Origin of the sequence: Streptomyces thermospinosisporus (assembly GCF_039526425.1) — a bacterium.
GTDB classification, from domain to species: domain Bacteria; phylum Actinomycetota; class Actinomycetes; order Streptomycetales; family Streptomycetaceae; genus Streptomyces; species Streptomyces thermocarboxydovorans.
In genome coordinates, this window is record NZ_BAAAIZ010000009.1 from 11,919 (window position 1) to 28,413 (window position 16,495).

The following is a 16,495-nucleotide window of genomic DNA, read 5'->3' on the forward strand; positions in this document are numbered from 1 at the left end:
GCGCCGGCCGCCACAGCGGGCGGAGCCCCGCGAAGCGCGACTCGCCATCGGCGGGCGCGACCACAGCGAGCAGACTCGGCGACGCAGCCCCCCTCTCACCTCGGGAAACAGGGAAGTCACAGACCGTTTCCTTCCGTTGGCATCCACGATCCGGCGACGCCGCGGCCTCAACCGCGCTCCCCGGCGCTCCGGCGATCTGCCCGCCAAAGTGAGCAACCCAGGGATTTGGCAAGGGTCTTGACGTCAGTTCATACGTTCGGCCGGTGATACGATCACCGCGTTTTTGATGCGGGCGGACCGCCTGCCATGGACGCCGACACCTCGCCGGCACCGCCGGCCGCCAGTCGCCTGAAGAGAGTCCTATGACGTCATTCGCAGCGAGCCCCTTGTTCTGGGCTCTGGTCGCCGCCCTCGCTGCCGCCCTCGTCGTGATCGAACGCCAGCGCCGGGCGGCGCGTACCGTGCGGCAGGAGGTACGAGCGCTCGAGGAGCACTGCGCGCAGCTGGAGAACGACCACACGAAGTCCGTGCGGGCGGCACAGGAGCAGGCCGAGGAGGAGACCAAGACGGTTCTGAAGTCCGCCATGCGGACCCTTCAGGGCCTCGCCGCCGAGCAGCAGCTGGTGCTCTCCAGGCTGCAGACCAAGTACGGCGACTCGGCGATCCTCCAGGATCTGCTGGAGATCGACCACACCAACTCGCAGTTCGGCCGGCGCGCCCAGTCCATCGCGGTGCTGTGCGACGGCTGGCTGGGCGGCCGCCGCGACACCGCCTCGGTCTACGACGTGGTGCGCAGCGCCCAGGGCCGGATCCGCCACTTCCGCCGGGTGGAGATCCTCTCCCAGGTCGACTTCGGCATCACCAGCCGTGCCGTCGAGCCGGTCGCTCTGGCCCTCGCCGAGCTGCTCGACAACGCCACCAGCTACTCCAGCCCGGACACCGTCGTCGAGATCAACATCCGGACCGTGCCGAAGGGCGTCTGCATCGTCGTCGACGACGCCGGTGTCGGCATGAGCGAGGAGGAGCGCGCCCGCGCGATGAAGCTGCTGAGCAGCGAGCGCGCCACCGGCGTGGCCGGCCTCGGCAACCCGCCGCAGTTCGGGTTCGCGGTGATCGGCGTGCTGTGCGAGCGGTTCGGTTTCGAGGTGTCGGTGGACTCCTCCTCCCCCTACGGCGGTGTGCGTGCCGTGGTGCTGCTGCCCCACGATCTGCTCACCGCGATGCCGGAGAAGAAGGCTCCCGCTCCGGCCGCCGTCCACAGCGCCGCCGCCCGCCCGGCCGCACGGGCCGGTTCGGACGGCGGGCCCGAGCCGGCGCTCGCCCCGGCGACGACCGCGGACGGTCTGCCCCGGCGCCGCCGCAAGCGGCCGATGGCGATCGTGCCGCCGACCGGCGGCGAGCCGGCCCCCCGCCCGGGCCGCTCGGACGCCGAACAGGCGCGCATCATGGGCGCCTTCCAGCGGGGCACGCGGTCCGGCCGGGCAGCGGCGCCCGAACAGGCGGACCCGAAGAGCAGCACACCCGGTGCAAGCAGCGAAGGACATGAGGTCTCGTGAACGATCTGTCATGGATGCTCGACAGCGCTCTGGAGATTCCGGGGGCCCTGCACGCCGTCCTGATATCCGCCGACGGTCTGCTCATGGCCCGGACGAAGGACTTCGACAGGGACGACGCGGACCGGGTCGCGGCGGCGATGAGCGGGGTGCAGTCGCTCAGCCGCACGCTGGGCTTCTTCTGTGAGGACCCGAGCCAGCGGTGGCGTCAGACGCTGGTCGAGTTCGACGGCGGCTGGGTGTTCGTGATCTCCGCCGGGGAGGGCGCCTACCTGGGTGTGTCCGCCACCGCGGACGTCGACATGGCCGACATCACCTTCCGCATGCAGCAGCTGGTGTCCCGGCTCGGCAAGGAGCTGACGACGCCGCCGCGCGAGAACCTCGGCGCCCGCTCATGACGGGCCACGACGGCTGGGACCCGGAGGACACCGCCTTAGTACGGGCGTACGTCATCACCAAGGGACGCGAACTGCCCGACGAGGAGCAGCTGTCGCTGATCACCCTGGTGACGGCGTCCCCCGACCACGCGCAGCGACCGCTGCGGCTGTCCCCCGAGGAGCAGATGCTGCTCGACATCTGTTCCGCCGGCTATCTCTCGGTCGCCGAGATCGCCGGCCACACCAGGCTGCCGCTGGGAGTCGTGCGGATCCTGCTGGCCTCGCTCGTCGAGGGCGGCTATCTGATCACCCGTCCGCCGGTGGCGCCGGCCCAGCTCGCGGACCGGGAGATCCTGGAGGAGGTGCTCAATGGTCTCCGCGCCAAGTTTGGGTGAGCGGGCCTACGTCCGCAGCGGGGCGACGCAGACCGCGGTGAAGATCCTTGTCGTCGGGCACTTCGCGGTGGGCAAGACCACGTTCATCGGCTCGATCTCCGAGATCGAGCCGCTGTCCACCGAGGAGACGATGACGCAGGCCGCCGAGTCGGTGGACGACCTCAAGGGGATCCACGGCAAGACGACCACCACGGTCGCCATGGACTTCGGCCGGCTGACCATCAGCGACCGGGTCGTGCTCTACCTGTTCGGCACGCCCGGTCAGCAGCGGTTCGTGCAGATGTGGGAGGACATGGCCCGCGGCGCCCTCGGCGCGCTGGTGCTGGTCGACCCGGAGCGCCTGGCCGACTCCTTCCCGGTGATCGACCTCATCGAGAGCTACGGCCTCGACTACGCCATCGCCGTCAACCACTTCGACGGCACACCGCCGCGCGACGAACGGGCCCTGCGGGAGGCGCTGGACCTGCTCGACGACACCCCGGTCGTCACCTGCGACGCCCGCGACGAGAAGTCCTCGGCCGCCGCCCTGACCACCCTGGTCCGCTACCTCCTGAACCGCGCCCAGCAGACCACCCATCCGGCACCGCGCCCGTCATCTCCTCAGCACTCGGCCGGCAGTTGACCGGGGGACGTGGACGCTCACGGCAGCACCCCGTTTCCCGCCGCCGGTTTGCCCGGTCCACGGCTTTTGTGGACCGGGCGGACCGGGCCAGGTGGACGGAAGCGGCTCATGGGGTGACAGGCGCAACACGGGTCCAACGTGCCTGATTTGCATGATGGTTGAACAGCAGGGGTAGTGAGCAATCCGGCACAACGAGTTGCTTCCCTGCAAAGGAGGTGCCGTGGACCACATATCCATGGATGCCGGACAGCTGCCGAGACCCCCGATACCCGCCTCTCTGGGCGGGTATTTTCCTGTGCCGCGCGGGAGCAGCCGGTGACCGGGGGGCCGGCCGGGGGTCTTGCGAGCGGGGGCACGGCCACCCTGGGCGACTTTGCCGGCGGGCAGTTGCGCAGGCTGTGTGCGGTGGTGGGACTGTCCGAGGGCGATGCGGACGGGTATGCGGAGCTGGTGACCGAGTCGCTCGGGGCGGTCGCCGGGCGGTCGCTGGATCTGCCGCCGCCGTCACGCAGCTTCCTGTCCGACGACCACACGCCGGTGGAGTTCTCGCTCTCCTTCCGGCCCGGGTCGGCTCCGGCCGTGCGGGTGCTGGTGGAACCGGGGTGCGGGGCGCGGAGCCTCGCCCGCAACGGGCGTACCGGGCTGGCGGCGGTGCGGGCGATGACCGAGCGGTGGGGCTTCGCCACCGACTCGCTGGACGCGCTCGTAAACCTGTTCCTGCCCGCGCGGCCGCAGGGCGCCCTCGCCCTCTGGTACGCCCTGGAGCTGCGTCCGGGCGGTGTGCCGGGCCTGAAGGTGTACCTGAACCCGGCCGCCAACGGGGAGGAACGTTCCGCCTCGACGGTGCGGGAGGCGCTGAGGCGGCTCGGTCACGACCAGGCCTTCTACGCCCTGCCGGAGGCAGGCGGCTACCCGTTCCTCGCCCTGGACCTGGGCGACTGGGACGCACCCCGGGTGAAGGTCTATCTGCGGCACGACGCTCTGTCGGCAGCGGAGGCCGGACGTCTGTCGCGGATGCCCGGCGGTCCCGATCCCGCTTCGGTCGAGGGCTTCTTCCGGGCGGTGGCAGGCCCCGACGTGCCGTTGCTGACCCGGCGCCCGGGGCTGACCTGCCACTCCTTCACCGAGACCGGCGCCGCCCGGCCGAGCGGGTTCACCCTGCACGTCCCGGTCCGTGACTACGCCGAGCACGACGGGGAGGCCCTGCGGCGGGCGACGAAGGTGCTGGGCGACTTCGGCATCGAGGCCGGAGTCCTCGCCGAGGCTTTGACGGCCCTCACCTCGCGCCGCCTGGACGAAGGGGTGGGTCTGATCGCCTACTTGGCCCTGGCGCACCAGCAGGGCAGCCCGCCCCGGGTGACCGCGTATCTCTCCTCGGAGGCGTATGCGGTCAGGCCTCCCAACAGGGCTCCGGCCCGCTCCGCGCAGCCGGTGCGCTGAGCGCGGGAGCAGCGCCCGTGCCCGGACGCCCCCTCGCGTCCCGGGCCGATGCCGAAACGATGAGCGCCCCGGTGGCGCTCATCGTCGTTTCTGCCGGTCCTGCCCATTGACGCATTCTTACGCGTGAGTAAGTTGACTCTGGAGTAAGGAAGAGGGACCGCAAGCACCGTCAGAGCACCATCACAGCACCATCAGCATCAGCGCGACCGGGAGCCGCCATGGGCGTACGCAAGGATCTGAAGCGGGCGAAACGACGCACCGACCTGGCCACCCGTACCAGGGTCGAAACCGTGCGGGACGAGCGAGGCGTCGTCCGCGAGGTGCGTGCGCAGCCGCTCGTCCCGCGGCCGGCCACCGGCAGCACCGCCGACATCCCGTTCACCAACGCGTCCGAGGCCCCGGACGAGGTGGTGCTGCGCCGGGAGCGGGGCGGCGCCTGGCAGCCGGTGACGGCGGCGGCGTTCGCCCGCGAGGTGACCGAGGTGGCCAAGGGTCTGATCGCCGCCGGACTCCAGCCGGGCGACCGGGTCGCGGTGATGTCCCGCACCCGCTACGAGTGGACGGTGCTGGACTTCGCGATCTGGTCGGCCGGCGGGCAGTCGGTCCCCGTGTACGCCACCTCCTCGGCGGCCCAGGTGGAGTGGATCGTCCGGGACTCCGGCGCGCGGTACGTCGTCACGGAGACCGGGGAGAACACCGCCACGGTCACCGCCGGCACCGCCTCGCACTCCTCTCCCCCGCGCATCTGGGAGCTGGACTCGGGCGCCCTCGCCGAGCTGACCGCCCTCGGCCGGGACATTCCCGACGAGGAGGTGACCAAGCGGCGCGCGGCACTGACCCCCGAGACCACGGCGACCATCTGCTACACCTCCGGCACCACCGGCCGCCCCAAGGGCTGCGTCCTCACTCACGGCAATCTGCACGCGGAGGCGGCCAACACCGTCGAGCTGCTGCACCCCATCTTCAAGGAGGTCACCGACCAGGTCGCCTCCACCCTGCTGTTCCTGCCGCTGGCCCACATCCTCGGCCGCACCCTGCAGATCGCCTGTCTGATGGGCCGCATCGAGATCGGCCACTGCCCGAGCATCAAGCCCGACGACCTGCGGCCCGCCCTCAAGGCGTTCCGGCCCACCTTCCTGGTCGGCGTCCCGTATCTCTTCGAGAAGATCCACGACACCGGCCGCGCCACCGCCGAGAAGATCGGCCGGGGCGCCTCCTTCGAGCGGGCCCACCGCATCGCGGTCCGTTTCGGCGAGGCCCATCTGGACAAGTTCCTGGGCCGGGGCAAGGGCCCGGGCCCCGGCCTCTACGCCGCCTGGGCCTTGTACGACCTGCTGGTCTACCGCCGGGTCCGCAAGGAGCTGGGCGGCCGGCTGCGCTACGCCATCAGCGGCGGCTCCCCGCTGGAACGCGACCTCAACTTGTTCTTCTACGCGGCCGGGATCATGGTCTACGAGGGCTACGGTCTGACCGAGACCACCGCCGCGGCGACCATCGTGCCGCCGCTGAGCCCCCGCCCCGGCACGGTGGGCCTCCCGGTGCCGGGCACGGCGGTCCGGATCGCCGACGACGGCGAGGTGCTGATCAAGGGCGGGATCGTCTTCGGTTCCTACTGGAACAACCCGGGCGCCACCCAGGAGGTCCTCGACGACGGCTGGTTCGCCACCGGCGACCTGGGCTCCCTCGACGAGGACGGCTTCCTCACCATCACCGGCCGCAAGAAGGACATCCTGGTCACCACCGGCGGCAAGAACGTCTCCCCGGCCGTGCTGGAGGACCGGCTGCGCAGCCGGCCGCCGATCGGGCAGTGCCTGGTCGTCGGCGACAACGGCCCGTTCGTCGCCGCGCTGATCACCCTCGACCCGGAGACGGTCGCGCACTGGCTCGCGGTGCGGAAGATGCCCGCCGACACGCCGATGTCCGAAGTGGTGCGGGACCCCCGCATGCTCGCCGATGTGCAGAAGGCCGTGGACTACGCCAACGAGGCCGTCTCCCGGGCCGAGTCGATCCGCGCCTTCCGGCTGGTGGAGGGCGAGTTCAGCGAGGAGAACGGCCTGCTGACGCCCTCGCTGAAGGTGAAGCGGAAGGCGGTGCAGGAGGCGTACGCCAAGGAGATCGAGGCGCTGTACTCCTGACCGGCGCCGTACGGTCCGGGCGCCGGTCACAACGGTCGGGGCGCCGCCGGCTCAGTCCAGGCGGTCGGCGGTGCGGATCGCCCGGGCGAGTCCCCGTACCTCCTCGTCCTCGGTGCGGGCCGCCAAGTCGTCGGCCCGCTCGGCGAGTTCACCGAGGCCAGGAGCGCCGGGCAGGCCGCTGCCGCGGAGGCCGGCGGAGCGCAGGGCGTCGGCGAAGTAGGCGGCGGTGGCGGTGACGGCGAGGCCCCGGTCCGCGGACCACACGGACTCCTCGAGGTCGCCGGTCTCCAGGTCGCCGGACTCCTCGTGCGGGCTGCGCGTGTCGGGGTCGAGCCAGCGCACCGTGGCGGTGGCGAGGTGGCCGTCCGCCCCGGGCCGGGTGCGCACCGCGTACAGGGCGGTGACGGTGTGTCCGGGACCGACCTCGCCGCCGTCCACCCGGTCGTCGCGGAAGTCGTCGTCGGCGACCCGGCGGTTGTCGTAGCCGACCAGGGCGAACTCGGCGACCGTCCCCGGGTCGAAGGCCACCTGCGCCTTGGCGTCACGGGCGGTCAGGTCGATGTTGCGGGGCAGCTCGTCGCAGAAGACCTTGCGGCCCTCCTCCTCGTCGGAGACGTACACCGTGTGGCCGTCGCCCCGGTCGGCGAGGCGTTCCATCAGGGCGTCGCCGTAGTCGCTGCCGACGCCGACGCCGAAGAGGGTGATGCCGTGCTCGCGGCGGTGCTCCGCGATGCGTTCCAGGATCGCGTCGGCGTCGGTGTCACCGGTGTTGGCGAGCGCGTCGGAGACCAGGACGACCCGGTTGGTGGCGCCCCTGCGCAGTCCCTCGACGGCGGTCTGGTAGCCGGTCCCGACCCCGGCCGCGAGGTTGGTGGAGTCGGTGGGTGACAGGCCCTCGACGGCGTCGTGGATCCTGCCCCGGTTGCCGCCGAGGCGGGTCATCGGCAGGACCGTCTCGGCCTCGTCGCTGAAGGTGACCACGGCCACGGAGTCGTCGTCGCGCAGCCGCTCGGTCATCACGCCGAGGGACTTCTTGGCCAGGTCCAGGCGGCCCGGTTCGGCCATCGAACCGGAGATGTCGATGACGAACGTGAGCGCGGCGGGCGCGCGTCGGGCGGAGTCCTCGGCGGCCCGGGTGGCGAGGCCCACGCGGAGCAGGGACCAGTCCTTCTCCTCGGTGCGGGCCCCGTCGACGGTGACGGTGAAGCCGTCGCCGTCGGGGCGTTCGTAGTCCTGGCGGAAGCTGTTGACGAACTCCTCTGGCCGGACCGTGGACGGGTCGGGCAGCCGGCCGTCGGCGAGGGTGCGGCGGGCGTAGCCGTAGGAGGCGGTGTCGACGTCGAGCGCGAACGTGGACAGGTAGTCCGGCCCGGGCGCGATGCCGCGGGAGTCCTGCTCGCCCTCGCTCGCGCTGTTCCTCGGCCCCTCGGGTGCGGGCAGCGGCGCCGAGCCGTCGCCGCGCGAGCCGTCGTAGCGGCTGTCGGTGGCGCTCTTGCCGCCGCCGCTGCTGCCGCTGCATCCGGTGAGCAGCAGACCGCTCGCCGCCGTGAGCGCGAGCAGCGCCCCACCGAGCCGTCGTGTCCGGTGCCACTTCATCTTCGGTGCCCCCTGGGTGCGTTGGCCGACTTCTGTGACTGTGACGGCGGAGCCCACCGAAACGTGCGCTACGGAGCGTCACAGCTGCGTCTCGAAGCGGCCACGGCGCGGGGGCGCCGAGACCGGTGGGTGATCTTCCGTTGATCCGGCCCGGCGCGCCGCCAACGGCCCGGACGGGCGCGGGCCAGTGCGGACGCCCCGGCGCCGGGCGTTACCTGCCGTGCACGGTGCGGGGCGCCGCGTGTGACACGACCGTCACACGGCCGGCCGCGCGGAGGCGCGGCGCACATCCGACGATGATGGGGGTGAGGACCCCTGCCCGGACACGGAAGGACAGCATCCCGATGAGCCACCAGAAGGTGCGCGATGTGATGAGCGACGCGGTCGTCCGCATTCCGCCCGGGATGCCGTTCAAGGAGATCGCGTACCTGCTGCTGGAGTACGACATCACGGCCGTTCCCGTGGTGGACGCCGACGACCGTCCGCTGGGCGTGGTGTCGGAGGCGGATCTGCTGCACAAGATGTGGGGGTGGTCGCAGGACGGCGGCGACGGCACGCCGGAGGCGGAGCGCCGCCTCGCCAAGGCCTGGGCCACCGATGCGGGAGGCCTGATGACCTCGCCGCCGGTGTGCGCCTTCGAGGACTGGGACGTGGTGCAGGCCGCCCGGGTGATGGCCGAGCGGGGCATCAAGCGGCTGCTGGTGGTCGACGGGGAGGGCCGGCTGATCGGTGTGGTGAGCCGGGGCGATCTGCTGCGGGTGTTCGTGCGGAAGGACCAGGCCATCCGTACCGAGATCGTGGAGGAGGTGCTGGTCAGGAAGCTCGGTGAGGCTCCGTCGGCGGTGCATGTGGACGTGTCGCACGGCCATGTGGTGCTCACCGGGCGGCTCTCCACCGGGGCGACGGTCCGGGAGCTGGAGAAGCTGTGCCGGGACGTGGACGGCGTGGTGGACGTGGAGTTCCGGCCGCTTCCGGAGGCCGGTGACTGAGCGTCCGCCGGGCGTGCGTTCGCCCGTCCGGGAGCGGATGCCCCCCGGACGGGCGAACGCCGGGTGACCGTCAGACGGCGGTCGGGAGACGGTCAGACGGCGGGGAACCGGTCCGGGGTCCGGATGCGGTCGCGGATCCAGACCCCGGCCGGCTTCAGCGAGGCCGTGCCGGCCCACGGGCCCTGGGCGTTGCAGGTGCCGGTGCTGAAGACGGCGCCGCTGCGGTGGTCGTCGGAGAAGTTCCAGTTGACCCAGCTGATCTTCTTGGCGGCCATCAGGTCCAGGTACCGCTGGGACATCGCGAAGTCATTGGCGCCCTCCCCCGCGTAGTTCTGGGTGCCGAACTCGGTGACGAAGACCGGGATGCGGTCGGCGGCGCGGGACAGGGTCGCCAGGTACTCCTCGCGGTGCGAGTCGGCGTAGAAGTGGAAGGTGTACATGATGTTGGAGGCCCGGACGGGGTTGTTCACGACCTCGGACTCGTCGGCCCCCTCGGAGACGCCGAGCGAGGACCAGGCCCGGGTGCCGATGAGGACGGGCGCGTCCGGGTCGACGCCGCGGATGACCGGGATGAGCTGCTCGGCGTAGCTCTTGATGCGCGACCAGCTGACTCCGTTGGGCTCGTTGGCGATCTCGTAGAGGATGTTGTTCCGGCCGGCGTTGCGCCGGGCGATCTCGGTGAAGAACGTGCGGGCGGCGGCGAGGTTGGCGTGGGGGTCGCCGGGGTGGAGCATGTGCCAGTCGACGATGACGTACATGCCGCGTTCGCCGGCCTGCCGGATCAGCCGGCCGGCGAGGTCGGTGAAGTGCCGGGGGTCGGTCTCGTAGCCGCCCTCCTGCACGTAGGTGGAGACGCGCAGGACGTCGGCGTTCCAGTCGTGGGCGAGGGCGTCGAGCGAACCGTCGGTCAGGCAGTGCGGGTACCACTGGGTGCCGTGGCTGCTCATGCCCCGCAGCTGGATCGCGCTGCCGCGCTCGTTGCAGAGCTCGACGCCGCAGACCCGGAGCTGTCCGTTGGCCTCGACGGGCGTGGCGGCGGCCGGTGCGCCGGCGGTCGCCGCGGGTGCGGAGGTGAGGGCGAGGAGGAGGCCGCCGAGGGCCGCGGTGAGGGCGGCCAGGCGTCGGGGAGTACGTGCCGGTCTCATGTGGGGGGCTCCGATCCCGCAGAGGTTAGGAAACTTTCCTGACGGCGCATGGAACAAGAGCCGGTCCGGGTTGGCAAGGTCCGTGACGGGGCCGTCGGTGTCGTAGCAGGCCAGGGCGATGGTCGTGCCGGGCCGCAGCAGCCCGTCCGGTGCGGCCCTCGGCATGTGCCAGCGCAGCAGGTCGGGGGCCAGGTGCCGCAGATCGGCGCGGACCCGCGTGGCGAGGTCGTGGCCGTGGGTGCGGGCCAGGGAGCGCAGGTCGATCTCGTGGTCGAGGTGCGCGGCGGAGCAGGCGCCCGCCCAGTCGCCGGCGCGGCGGCGTGCGGTCGCGGTCTCGATCATGGAGGCCGGCACGGCGTACCTGCGCACGCGCCGCCAGAGGGAGATGCGGGATTCCTCGGTGCGGGGTTCCTCGTTCGCGGTGTGAGTGGCCATCAGCACTCACCTTGCGCGGACGGGACCCCCAATCTGTCAACGGAGTGAGTCGTCATCGCGGTGAGCATATCCGTTCGCCGGCTTGGGCCGCCACGGTGAATTTTCCTCTCCTGTCAGTGAGTTGACAGCTCATTGGCCCACATGTGGTTGAAAGCATGAATAGTCCGGGCATTCATTTGTCATGTACCTGCGGTCCGGTGGTCGGACCGCAGTCTCATGGAGGTGTGGGATGCACCGAAGACTTGCCACCGCACTCACCGCCCCGGCCCTGGCCTTCGCCGCCGTCCTCGCCACGGCCGGAACCGCCGACGCCGTACCCGCCGACAAGCCGGCCGTGCTGGCGAGCTGGACCCAGACGAGCGCGTCCAGCTACAACCAGTGGGCCGCCGCCCGGGCCAACCAGTCCGCCTGGGCCGCCTACCAGTTCGACTGGAGCACCGACTACTGCTCGTCCTCGCCGGACAATCCGTTCGGCTTCCCCTTCCAGATGTCCTGCGCCCGCCACGACTTCGGCTACCGCAACTACAAGGCCGCCGGCACGTTCAGCGCCAACAAGGCACGGCTCGACAGCGCCTTCTACGAAGATCTCAAACGGGTCTGCGCCAACTACAGCGGCGGGACCAGGACCGCCTGCGACAGCACGGCGTGGACGTACTACCAGGCCGTCAAGGCCTTCGGCTGACGCGGCCTCAGCCACGGAACGCCGGAGGGGCCCGGCCGTTCGGCCGAACCCCTCCGGCGTTCGTCAGGTGCGGTCGGCCCGCGTGCCGCGCGGATCAGACCTGGCTGTCGAAGCGCTCCCAGACGCGGTGGCCGGCGAGAAGTTCGCGCACCTGCTCCAGGGCGGCCGGGCCGGAGCCGGCGACGACCACGCCGGGTGCGTCGGCGGGGACACCGGCCCCGGCGAGGGCGGCCTCGCCCCCCGCCCAGGCGCCGATCGCCTTGCCGTGCCGGAACGCCTCCGACAGCAGCAGCGCGACCCGCGGGTCACCCGCCGGGCGCAGTGCGGCGGACGGGACTCCCTTGGCGTCCCGTGCTCCGTAGGCGTCGTCCCCGACGGCGGGCGGACCGGCCAGCAGTACGGCGTCGAACTCGACGGACCGTGCGGTGACGTAACTGCGCTGGGTCATCAGCGCGTTGCTGCCGGAGCCGAGCATGCCGCCGGTGGGGCCCACGACCAGGGGCATCATCTCGGCCTCCAGGACCGCGTCACGCACCGCGTGGACCGCGCCGAGGTCGCTGGCGGGTCCGGCGACGATGCCGATGACCCGGCCGTCCACCGGCCAGGTCCCCCCGATCTGGGACAGCGCCGGGCTGGGCTCGACGTCGGCGAGCGGCACGGTCGGCTTGGGAGCGGGCAGTCCGAGCCCCTTGGCGACCTGGTCGCAGAGTTCGGGGTCGATGTTGGCGAGGGTCTGCAGGGCGCGCTCCTTGACGGCCTGCTCGTAGCACTTGCCGAGCTCGAAGGTGTAGGCGCCGATGATGTGCTCACGCTCCACGGGGCTCATGCTCAGCCAGAAGCGGCGGGGCTGGCTGAAGTGGTCGGCGAACGACTCGGGGGCCTCGCGCACCTTGGTCGCCTCGGGGACGCGGACCGGGGTCTCCACATAGGCGCCCTCGGCGGCGCCGGCGGTGAACGGGCAGCCGCCGTCGAGGGAGTTGGGCCGGTAGGGGGCGACGCCGCGGTGCACGGCCGTCTGGTGCATGCCGTCGCGCAGCATGTCGTTGACCGGTGCGTGCGGCCGGTTGATGGGCAGCTGGGGGAAGTTGGGGCCCCCGAGCCGGGTGATCTGGGTGTCCAGGTAGGAGAAGAGCCGCCCGGCGAGCAGCGGGTCGTCGGTGATGTCGATGCCCGGCACCAGGTGCCCGACGTGGAAGGCGACCTGCTCGGTCTCGGCGAAGAAGTTGGCGGGGTTGCGGTTGAGGGTGAGCAGCCCGATCGGCTGCACCGGGGCCAGCTCCTCGGGCACGATGTTGGTCGGGTCGAGCAGGTCGATGCCCTCGAAGGTCTGCCCGGGGGTGTCGGGGAAGGTCTGGATGCCCAGCTCCCACTGCGGGTAGGCGCCGGCCTCGATGGCGTCGGCGAGGTCCCGGCGGTGGAAGTCGGGGTCGACGCCGTTGATGATCTGCGCCTCCTCCCACACCAGGGAGTGCACGCCCAGCCCTGGCTTCCAGTGGAACTTCACCAGGGTGGTGGAGCCGTCGGCGGCGACCAGGCGGAAGGTGTGGACGCCGAAGCCCTCCATCATCCGGTAGGAGCGCGGGATGCCCCGGTCGGACATGTTCCACAGAGTGTGGTGGGTGGCCTCGGTGTGCAGGGAGACGAAGTCCCAGAAGGTGTCGTGGGCGCTCTGGGCCTGCGGGATCTCCCGGTCGGGGTGCGGCTTGCCGGCGTGGATGACGTCGGGGAACTTGATGGCGTCCTGGATGAAGAAGACCGGGATGTTGTTGCCCACCAGGTCGAAGACGCCCTGCTCGGTGTAGAACTTGGTGGCGAAGCCGCGGGTGTCACGCACGGTGTCGGCGGAGCCGCGCGACCCCAGCACGGTGGAGAAGCGCACGAACACCGGCGTCTCGACGTCCTTGGCGAGGAAGGACGCCTTGGTGACGGAGGCGGCGGTGCCGTAGCTCTTGAAGACGCCGTGCGCCGCGGCGCCCCGGGCGTGGACCACGCGCTCCGGGATGCGCTCGTGGTCGAAGTGCATGACCTTCTCGCGCAGATGGTGGTCCTGGAGCAGGACGGGGCCCCGCGGGCCCGCCTTGAGCGAGTGGTCGGTGTCGTACAGGCGGGCGCCCTGCGCGGTGGTCAGGTAGCTGCCCGCCTGGGCGACGCCGGCCTGGTCGGCCCCCGTGGCCTGGCCGGTCGGCGACATGGTGGCGGGGCCGGTCTGGTCGGGCTTGGGCGGCAGCGGTCCGCGGGGCTCGACGGGCTCATCGAAGGACGGCTCCTCGGGCGCGGGCCGGCCGGGGATGCCGTCGGAGGGGGCGGCGTCCCCCGGAAGGGCGTCGGCGATCTTCCGGACAGCCCGCTTCAAGGGGTTGGCCTCGCTCATGGGATGACACTCCTACGGTCCGCTGGGGGGCAGTGGCCACGGCTGAGTACCCAGAAAGGGGGCACGATGCCGTCAAGTTCTCACGCCCCCGGACCCCTCGCACCGGGCGTGCCGCGATGGGGTGAACCCGCCGCCCCGCGTCCCGTCAGTGGTGCCAGGCCCGGCCGCCCGTGTTGTGGATGAACCGCTGGAGCACCTTCATGGTGGTCAGGTACTCCTCGTCGGAGATGCCCGCGTGGCGCTCCGCCCAGAGCTCGTCCTGCAGGGCGGCGGCCTTCTCGTACAGCGCCCGCCCCTCGTCCGTCTGGGTCAGCCGCCCCTCGGCGTCCTCGTCGAGCAGAGCGCGGGCGACGCAGGCGTCGATCTCCGCGGCGATGCCCTCGCGACCTGCGTCCAGGTAGCCGGACAGCAGGTCGAGCAGCTCGTCACGGGTGCGTCCGCCGGCGCGGGCGGTCTGCGCGAGGATCCACCACTGGGGCTGGGTGAGGCCCAGTCCGGCGAGTGCGGTGCGGGTGCGGGTGACGACCGCCTTGTGGGCGGCCCAGCTCCAGTAGCCGATCGGCTGCTTGATCAGTTCTTCGTCGCTGTGCGAGTACTGCATGGCTGCGATCCCCTCGGTAGCTGCCCTCTCGGGCCGGACGGGATCGAACGTAGAAACTCAAGCGCACTTGAGGTCAAGCGACGCCCGCCCCGGGTGTCGCCGGCGACCCCGCTCAGAACAACTGCTCCTGGACGGCCGGCGCGGAGGGGCCCTGGGGGCGGCGGGGGCGCGAGGGACGGTCCGGGCGCTGCTGTCCGAACAGGGCCGGGGTGCCGTACTCGTCGGGCTCGGCCGGGACGACGACGGGGCCGCTGCCGACGTTCAGGCACAGCGGCGCGTCGCGGTCGAAGTCGCCCGGTGTCATGTCCGTCCAGTCGCGTTCCTGACGCTCACCCACCGGCGCTCCGCTCCCCGTCCCTGCTCCCGGCCACACATTGTCCCCCGTATCCGGTCGCCCACCCCGCCAGGGGTGAGACGCACCTCACATTCGCCGCCGGTCACACCGTCCGGTGCCGCCCCGTCAGTAGGGCGTAACCGACCAGCTGACCAAGGAGACCATCATGGATGCTCGAGTCGATCTCTACGCCAACGCCCTCGGCGCGAAGGTTCTGCGGCACATCAACTCCGCGGGCAAGGCAATCTCGGACTCGACGCTGCCGGCCGCCACCCAGGAGCTGGTGAAGATCCGTGCCAGCCAGATCAACGGCTGCGGCTTCTGCCTCGACATGCACACCAAGGAGGCCGCCGCGGCCGGGGAGAGCGCCCTGCGCCTCAACATGGTCGCCGCCTGGCGGGAGGCCACGGTCTTCACGGAGGCGGAGCGTGCCGCCCTGGAGCTGACCGAGCAGGGCACCCGGCTGGCGGACGCCTCCGGGGGCGTGACCGACGAGGCGTGGGAGAACGCGGCCAGGCACTACGACGAGGACCAGCTCGCCGCCCTGATGTCGCTGATCGCGATCATCAACGCCTACAACCGGCTGAATGTGATCAACCGGCAGCCGGCGGGCGACTACCGGGTCGGCCAGTTCGCCTGACCCGCGGCACGGCACCAGAACGCCCCGCGTCCGGTACGGGCGCGGGGCGTCGGCCGTTGCCGGCGGCTGCGGTGTACGGTCAGGACTGGTTGCGCTTGGGCAGCTTCCAGTTGGGGCGCACGAAGTGGCAGGTGTAGCCGTCCGGGTAGCGCTGGAGGTAGTCCTGGTGCTCGGGCTCGGCCTCCCAGAAGGGGCCCGCGGGCGACACCTCGGTCACGACCTCACCGGGCCACAGCCCCGAGGCGTTGACGTCGGCGATGGTCTCCTCGGCGATGCGCTTCTGCTCGTCGTTGTAGTAGAAGATCGCCGAGCGGTAGCTCAGGCCGATGTCGTTGCCCTGCCGGTTCTTCGTGGTCGGGTCGTGGATCTGGAAGAAGTACTCCAGGATCGTGCGGTAGTCGGTGACGGACGGATCGTAGGTGATCTCGATCGACTCCGCGTGGGTGCCGTGGTTGCGGTAGGTGGCGTTGGGGACGTCACCGCCGCTGTATCCCACTCGTGTGGAGATCACGCCCGGGAACGAGCGGATCAGCTCCTGCATGCCCCAGAAGCAGCCGCCCGCCAGCAGCGCCTTCTCCTCGGTCCTCGTCATCTCGTCCTCTCCCAGCGTGCGCGTCGGCGACCGTTCAACGGGGTCAACCCCGCCAGGCGCATGATTGTTCCAGCCATGATCACCGGCGCCGTGCCCCCGGGGTCAGCGGGCGGAGGAGCCCAGCTGGCGGGTGAGGGCGGTGAGCGGCCCCACGGCGGACCGGAGGGCACCGACCTCGCCGTCGCTGAGGGACATCAGGGCCTGCCTGATCCGGGCGGTCTCCCAGTCGCGCACCTCGGCCAGCCGGCGGCGGGCCGCGGCGGTCGGATACAGATGGGCGACGCGCCGGTCGGAGCGGTCCTGCCGGCGCTCCAGCAGCCCCGACTCGGTCATCCGGGAGACCAGCGCGCTGACATTGCTGGGCTTCATCAGCAGGGCCTCGGCCGCCTCGCGCACGGTGGCGCCCTCGCGCCCCGCCACGAACCGCAGCAGGGCGAGCTGGCCCTCCGGCGGCCGGGGACGCGGGTGACCGGCGGCGAGCTGCCGGTCCAGGGCCCGGGACAGCGCGGGCAGGCACGCCGCGAGGCCGGAGGCCGTGCGGTCGAGCTCCCGGCCCGGGGCACTGGTCGAGTCGGTCACTCCGGCACA

General features: G+C 71.6%; 16 protein-coding genes. 9 read left to right on the forward strand and 7 right to left on the reverse strand.

The window, feature by feature from the left end:
* The first annotated feature begins 362 nt into the window (after positions 1–362).
* The 6 genes from ABD207_RS04030 (at position 363) to ABD207_RS04055 (ending at position 6,522) form a co-directional block, all read left to right on the forward strand.
* Positions 363–1,556, forward strand: coding sequence for an ATP-binding protein (locus ABD207_RS04030; RefSeq protein WP_344010079.1), 1,194 nt, complete (start codon positions 363–365; stop codon positions 1,554–1,556).
* A gap of 14 nt (positions 1,557–1,570) precedes the next feature.
* Positions 1,571–1,951: a roadblock/LC7 domain-containing protein gene (locus tag ABD207_RS04035; RefSeq protein ID WP_343999884.1), complete on the forward strand. Its 381-nt coding sequence runs from the start codon at positions 1,571–1,573 to the stop codon at positions 1,949–1,951.
* On the forward strand, positions 1,948–2,325 hold the full coding sequence (locus ABD207_RS04040) for a DUF742 domain-containing protein (protein ID WP_343999794.1): 378 nt from the start codon (positions 1,948–1,950) through the stop codon (positions 2,323–2,325). Before ABD207_RS04035 ends, ABD207_RS04040 begins: the two co-directional genes overlap by 4 nt.
* Positions 2,300–2,947: a GTP-binding protein gene (locus ABD207_RS04045; RefSeq protein WP_344010081.1), complete on the forward strand. Its 648-nt coding sequence runs from the start codon at positions 2,300–2,302 to the stop codon at positions 2,945–2,947. The genes ABD207_RS04040 and ABD207_RS04045 overlap by 26 nt, the downstream gene beginning before the upstream one ends.
* Before the next feature lie 405 nt (positions 2,948–3,352).
* A complete protein-coding gene (locus ABD207_RS04050; RefSeq protein ID WP_344010083.1) occupies positions 3,353–4,387 on the forward strand; it encodes a tryptophan dimethylallyltransferase family protein in 1,035 nt (344 codons plus the stop codon).
* A 218-nt stretch (positions 4,388–4,605) separates the two neighbouring features.
* Positions 4,606–6,522, forward strand: coding sequence for an AMP-dependent synthetase/ligase (locus tag ABD207_RS04055; RefSeq protein ID WP_344010085.1), 1,917 nt, complete (start codon positions 4,606–4,608; stop codon positions 6,520–6,522).
* Between the two features lie 51 nt (positions 6,523–6,573).
* Here the strand turns inward: ABD207_RS04055 and ABD207_RS04060 are convergent, their stop codons facing one another.
* Entirely contained in the window at positions 6,574–8,118 is a 1,545-nt protein-coding gene (locus ABD207_RS04060; protein ID WP_344010087.1) for a VWA domain-containing protein, read from the reverse strand.
* A 344-nt stretch (positions 8,119–8,462) separates the two neighbouring features.
* Here ABD207_RS04060 and ABD207_RS04065 point away from each other — a divergent pair, with 344 nt between their 5' ends.
* Positions 8,463–9,107, forward strand: coding sequence for a CBS domain-containing protein (locus ABD207_RS04065; RefSeq protein ID WP_344010088.1), 645 nt, complete (start codon positions 8,463–8,465; stop codon positions 9,105–9,107).
* A gap of 92 nt (positions 9,108–9,199) precedes the next feature.
* On the opposite strand, the gene ABD207_RS04070 is transcribed toward ABD207_RS04065, so the two are convergent.
* Positions 9,200–10,252, reverse strand: coding sequence for a glycoside hydrolase family 5 protein (locus ABD207_RS04070; protein ID WP_425580624.1), 1,053 nt, complete (start codon positions 10,250–10,252; stop codon positions 9,200–9,202).
* 664 nt (positions 10,253–10,916) lie between these two features.
* On the opposite strand from ABD207_RS04070, the gene ABD207_RS04075 reads away from it, so the two are divergent.
* Positions 10,917–11,369, forward strand: coding sequence for a phospholipase (locus ABD207_RS04075; protein ID WP_344010091.1), 453 nt, complete (start codon positions 10,917–10,919; stop codon positions 11,367–11,369).
* Between the two features lie 94 nt (positions 11,370–11,463).
* Here ABD207_RS04075 and ABD207_RS04080 read toward each other — a convergent pair whose 3' ends face one another.
* The 3 genes from ABD207_RS04080 to ABD207_RS04090 form a co-directional block, all read right to left on the reverse strand.
* Positions 11,464–13,740 (reverse strand): catalase, encoded by a 2,277-nt coding sequence (locus ABD207_RS04080; RefSeq protein ID WP_344010092.1) that lies wholly within the window; start codon positions 13,738–13,740, stop codon positions 11,464–11,466.
* Between the two features lie 145 nt (positions 13,741–13,885).
* Positions 13,886–14,341, reverse strand: coding sequence for a MarR family winged helix-turn-helix transcriptional regulator (locus ABD207_RS04085; RefSeq protein ID WP_344010094.1), 456 nt, complete (start codon positions 14,339–14,341; stop codon positions 13,886–13,888).
* Positions 14,342–14,453: 112 nt separating this feature from the next.
* Entirely contained in the window at positions 14,454–14,678 is a 225-nt protein-coding gene (locus tag ABD207_RS04090) for a hypothetical protein (RefSeq protein ID WP_344010095.1), read from the reverse strand.
* Positions 14,679–14,841: 163 nt separating this feature from the next.
* On the opposite strand from ABD207_RS04090, the gene ABD207_RS04095 reads away from it, so the two are divergent.
* Positions 14,842–15,315: a carboxymuconolactone decarboxylase family protein gene (locus ABD207_RS04095; RefSeq protein ID WP_344010096.1), complete on the forward strand. Its 474-nt coding sequence runs from the start codon at positions 14,842–14,844 to the stop codon at positions 15,313–15,315.
* Positions 15,316–15,394: 79 nt separating this feature from the next.
* Here the strand turns inward: ABD207_RS04095 and msrA are convergent, their stop codons facing one another.
* Both msrA and ABD207_RS04105 read right to left on the reverse strand, forming a co-directional pair.
* Positions 15,395–15,907: a peptide-methionine (S)-S-oxide reductase MsrA gene (msrA, locus tag ABD207_RS04100; protein WP_344010097.1), complete on the reverse strand. Its 513-nt coding sequence runs from the start codon at positions 15,905–15,907 to the stop codon at positions 15,395–15,397.
* 102 nt (positions 15,908–16,009) lie between these two features.
* Positions 16,010–16,486 carry a MarR family winged helix-turn-helix transcriptional regulator gene (locus ABD207_RS04105; RefSeq protein ID WP_344010098.1) on the reverse strand — a complete coding sequence of 159 codons (477 nt, stop codon included), beginning with the start codon at positions 16,484–16,486 and terminating at the stop codon, positions 16,010–16,012.
* Positions 16,487–16,495: the final 9 nt, after the last annotated feature.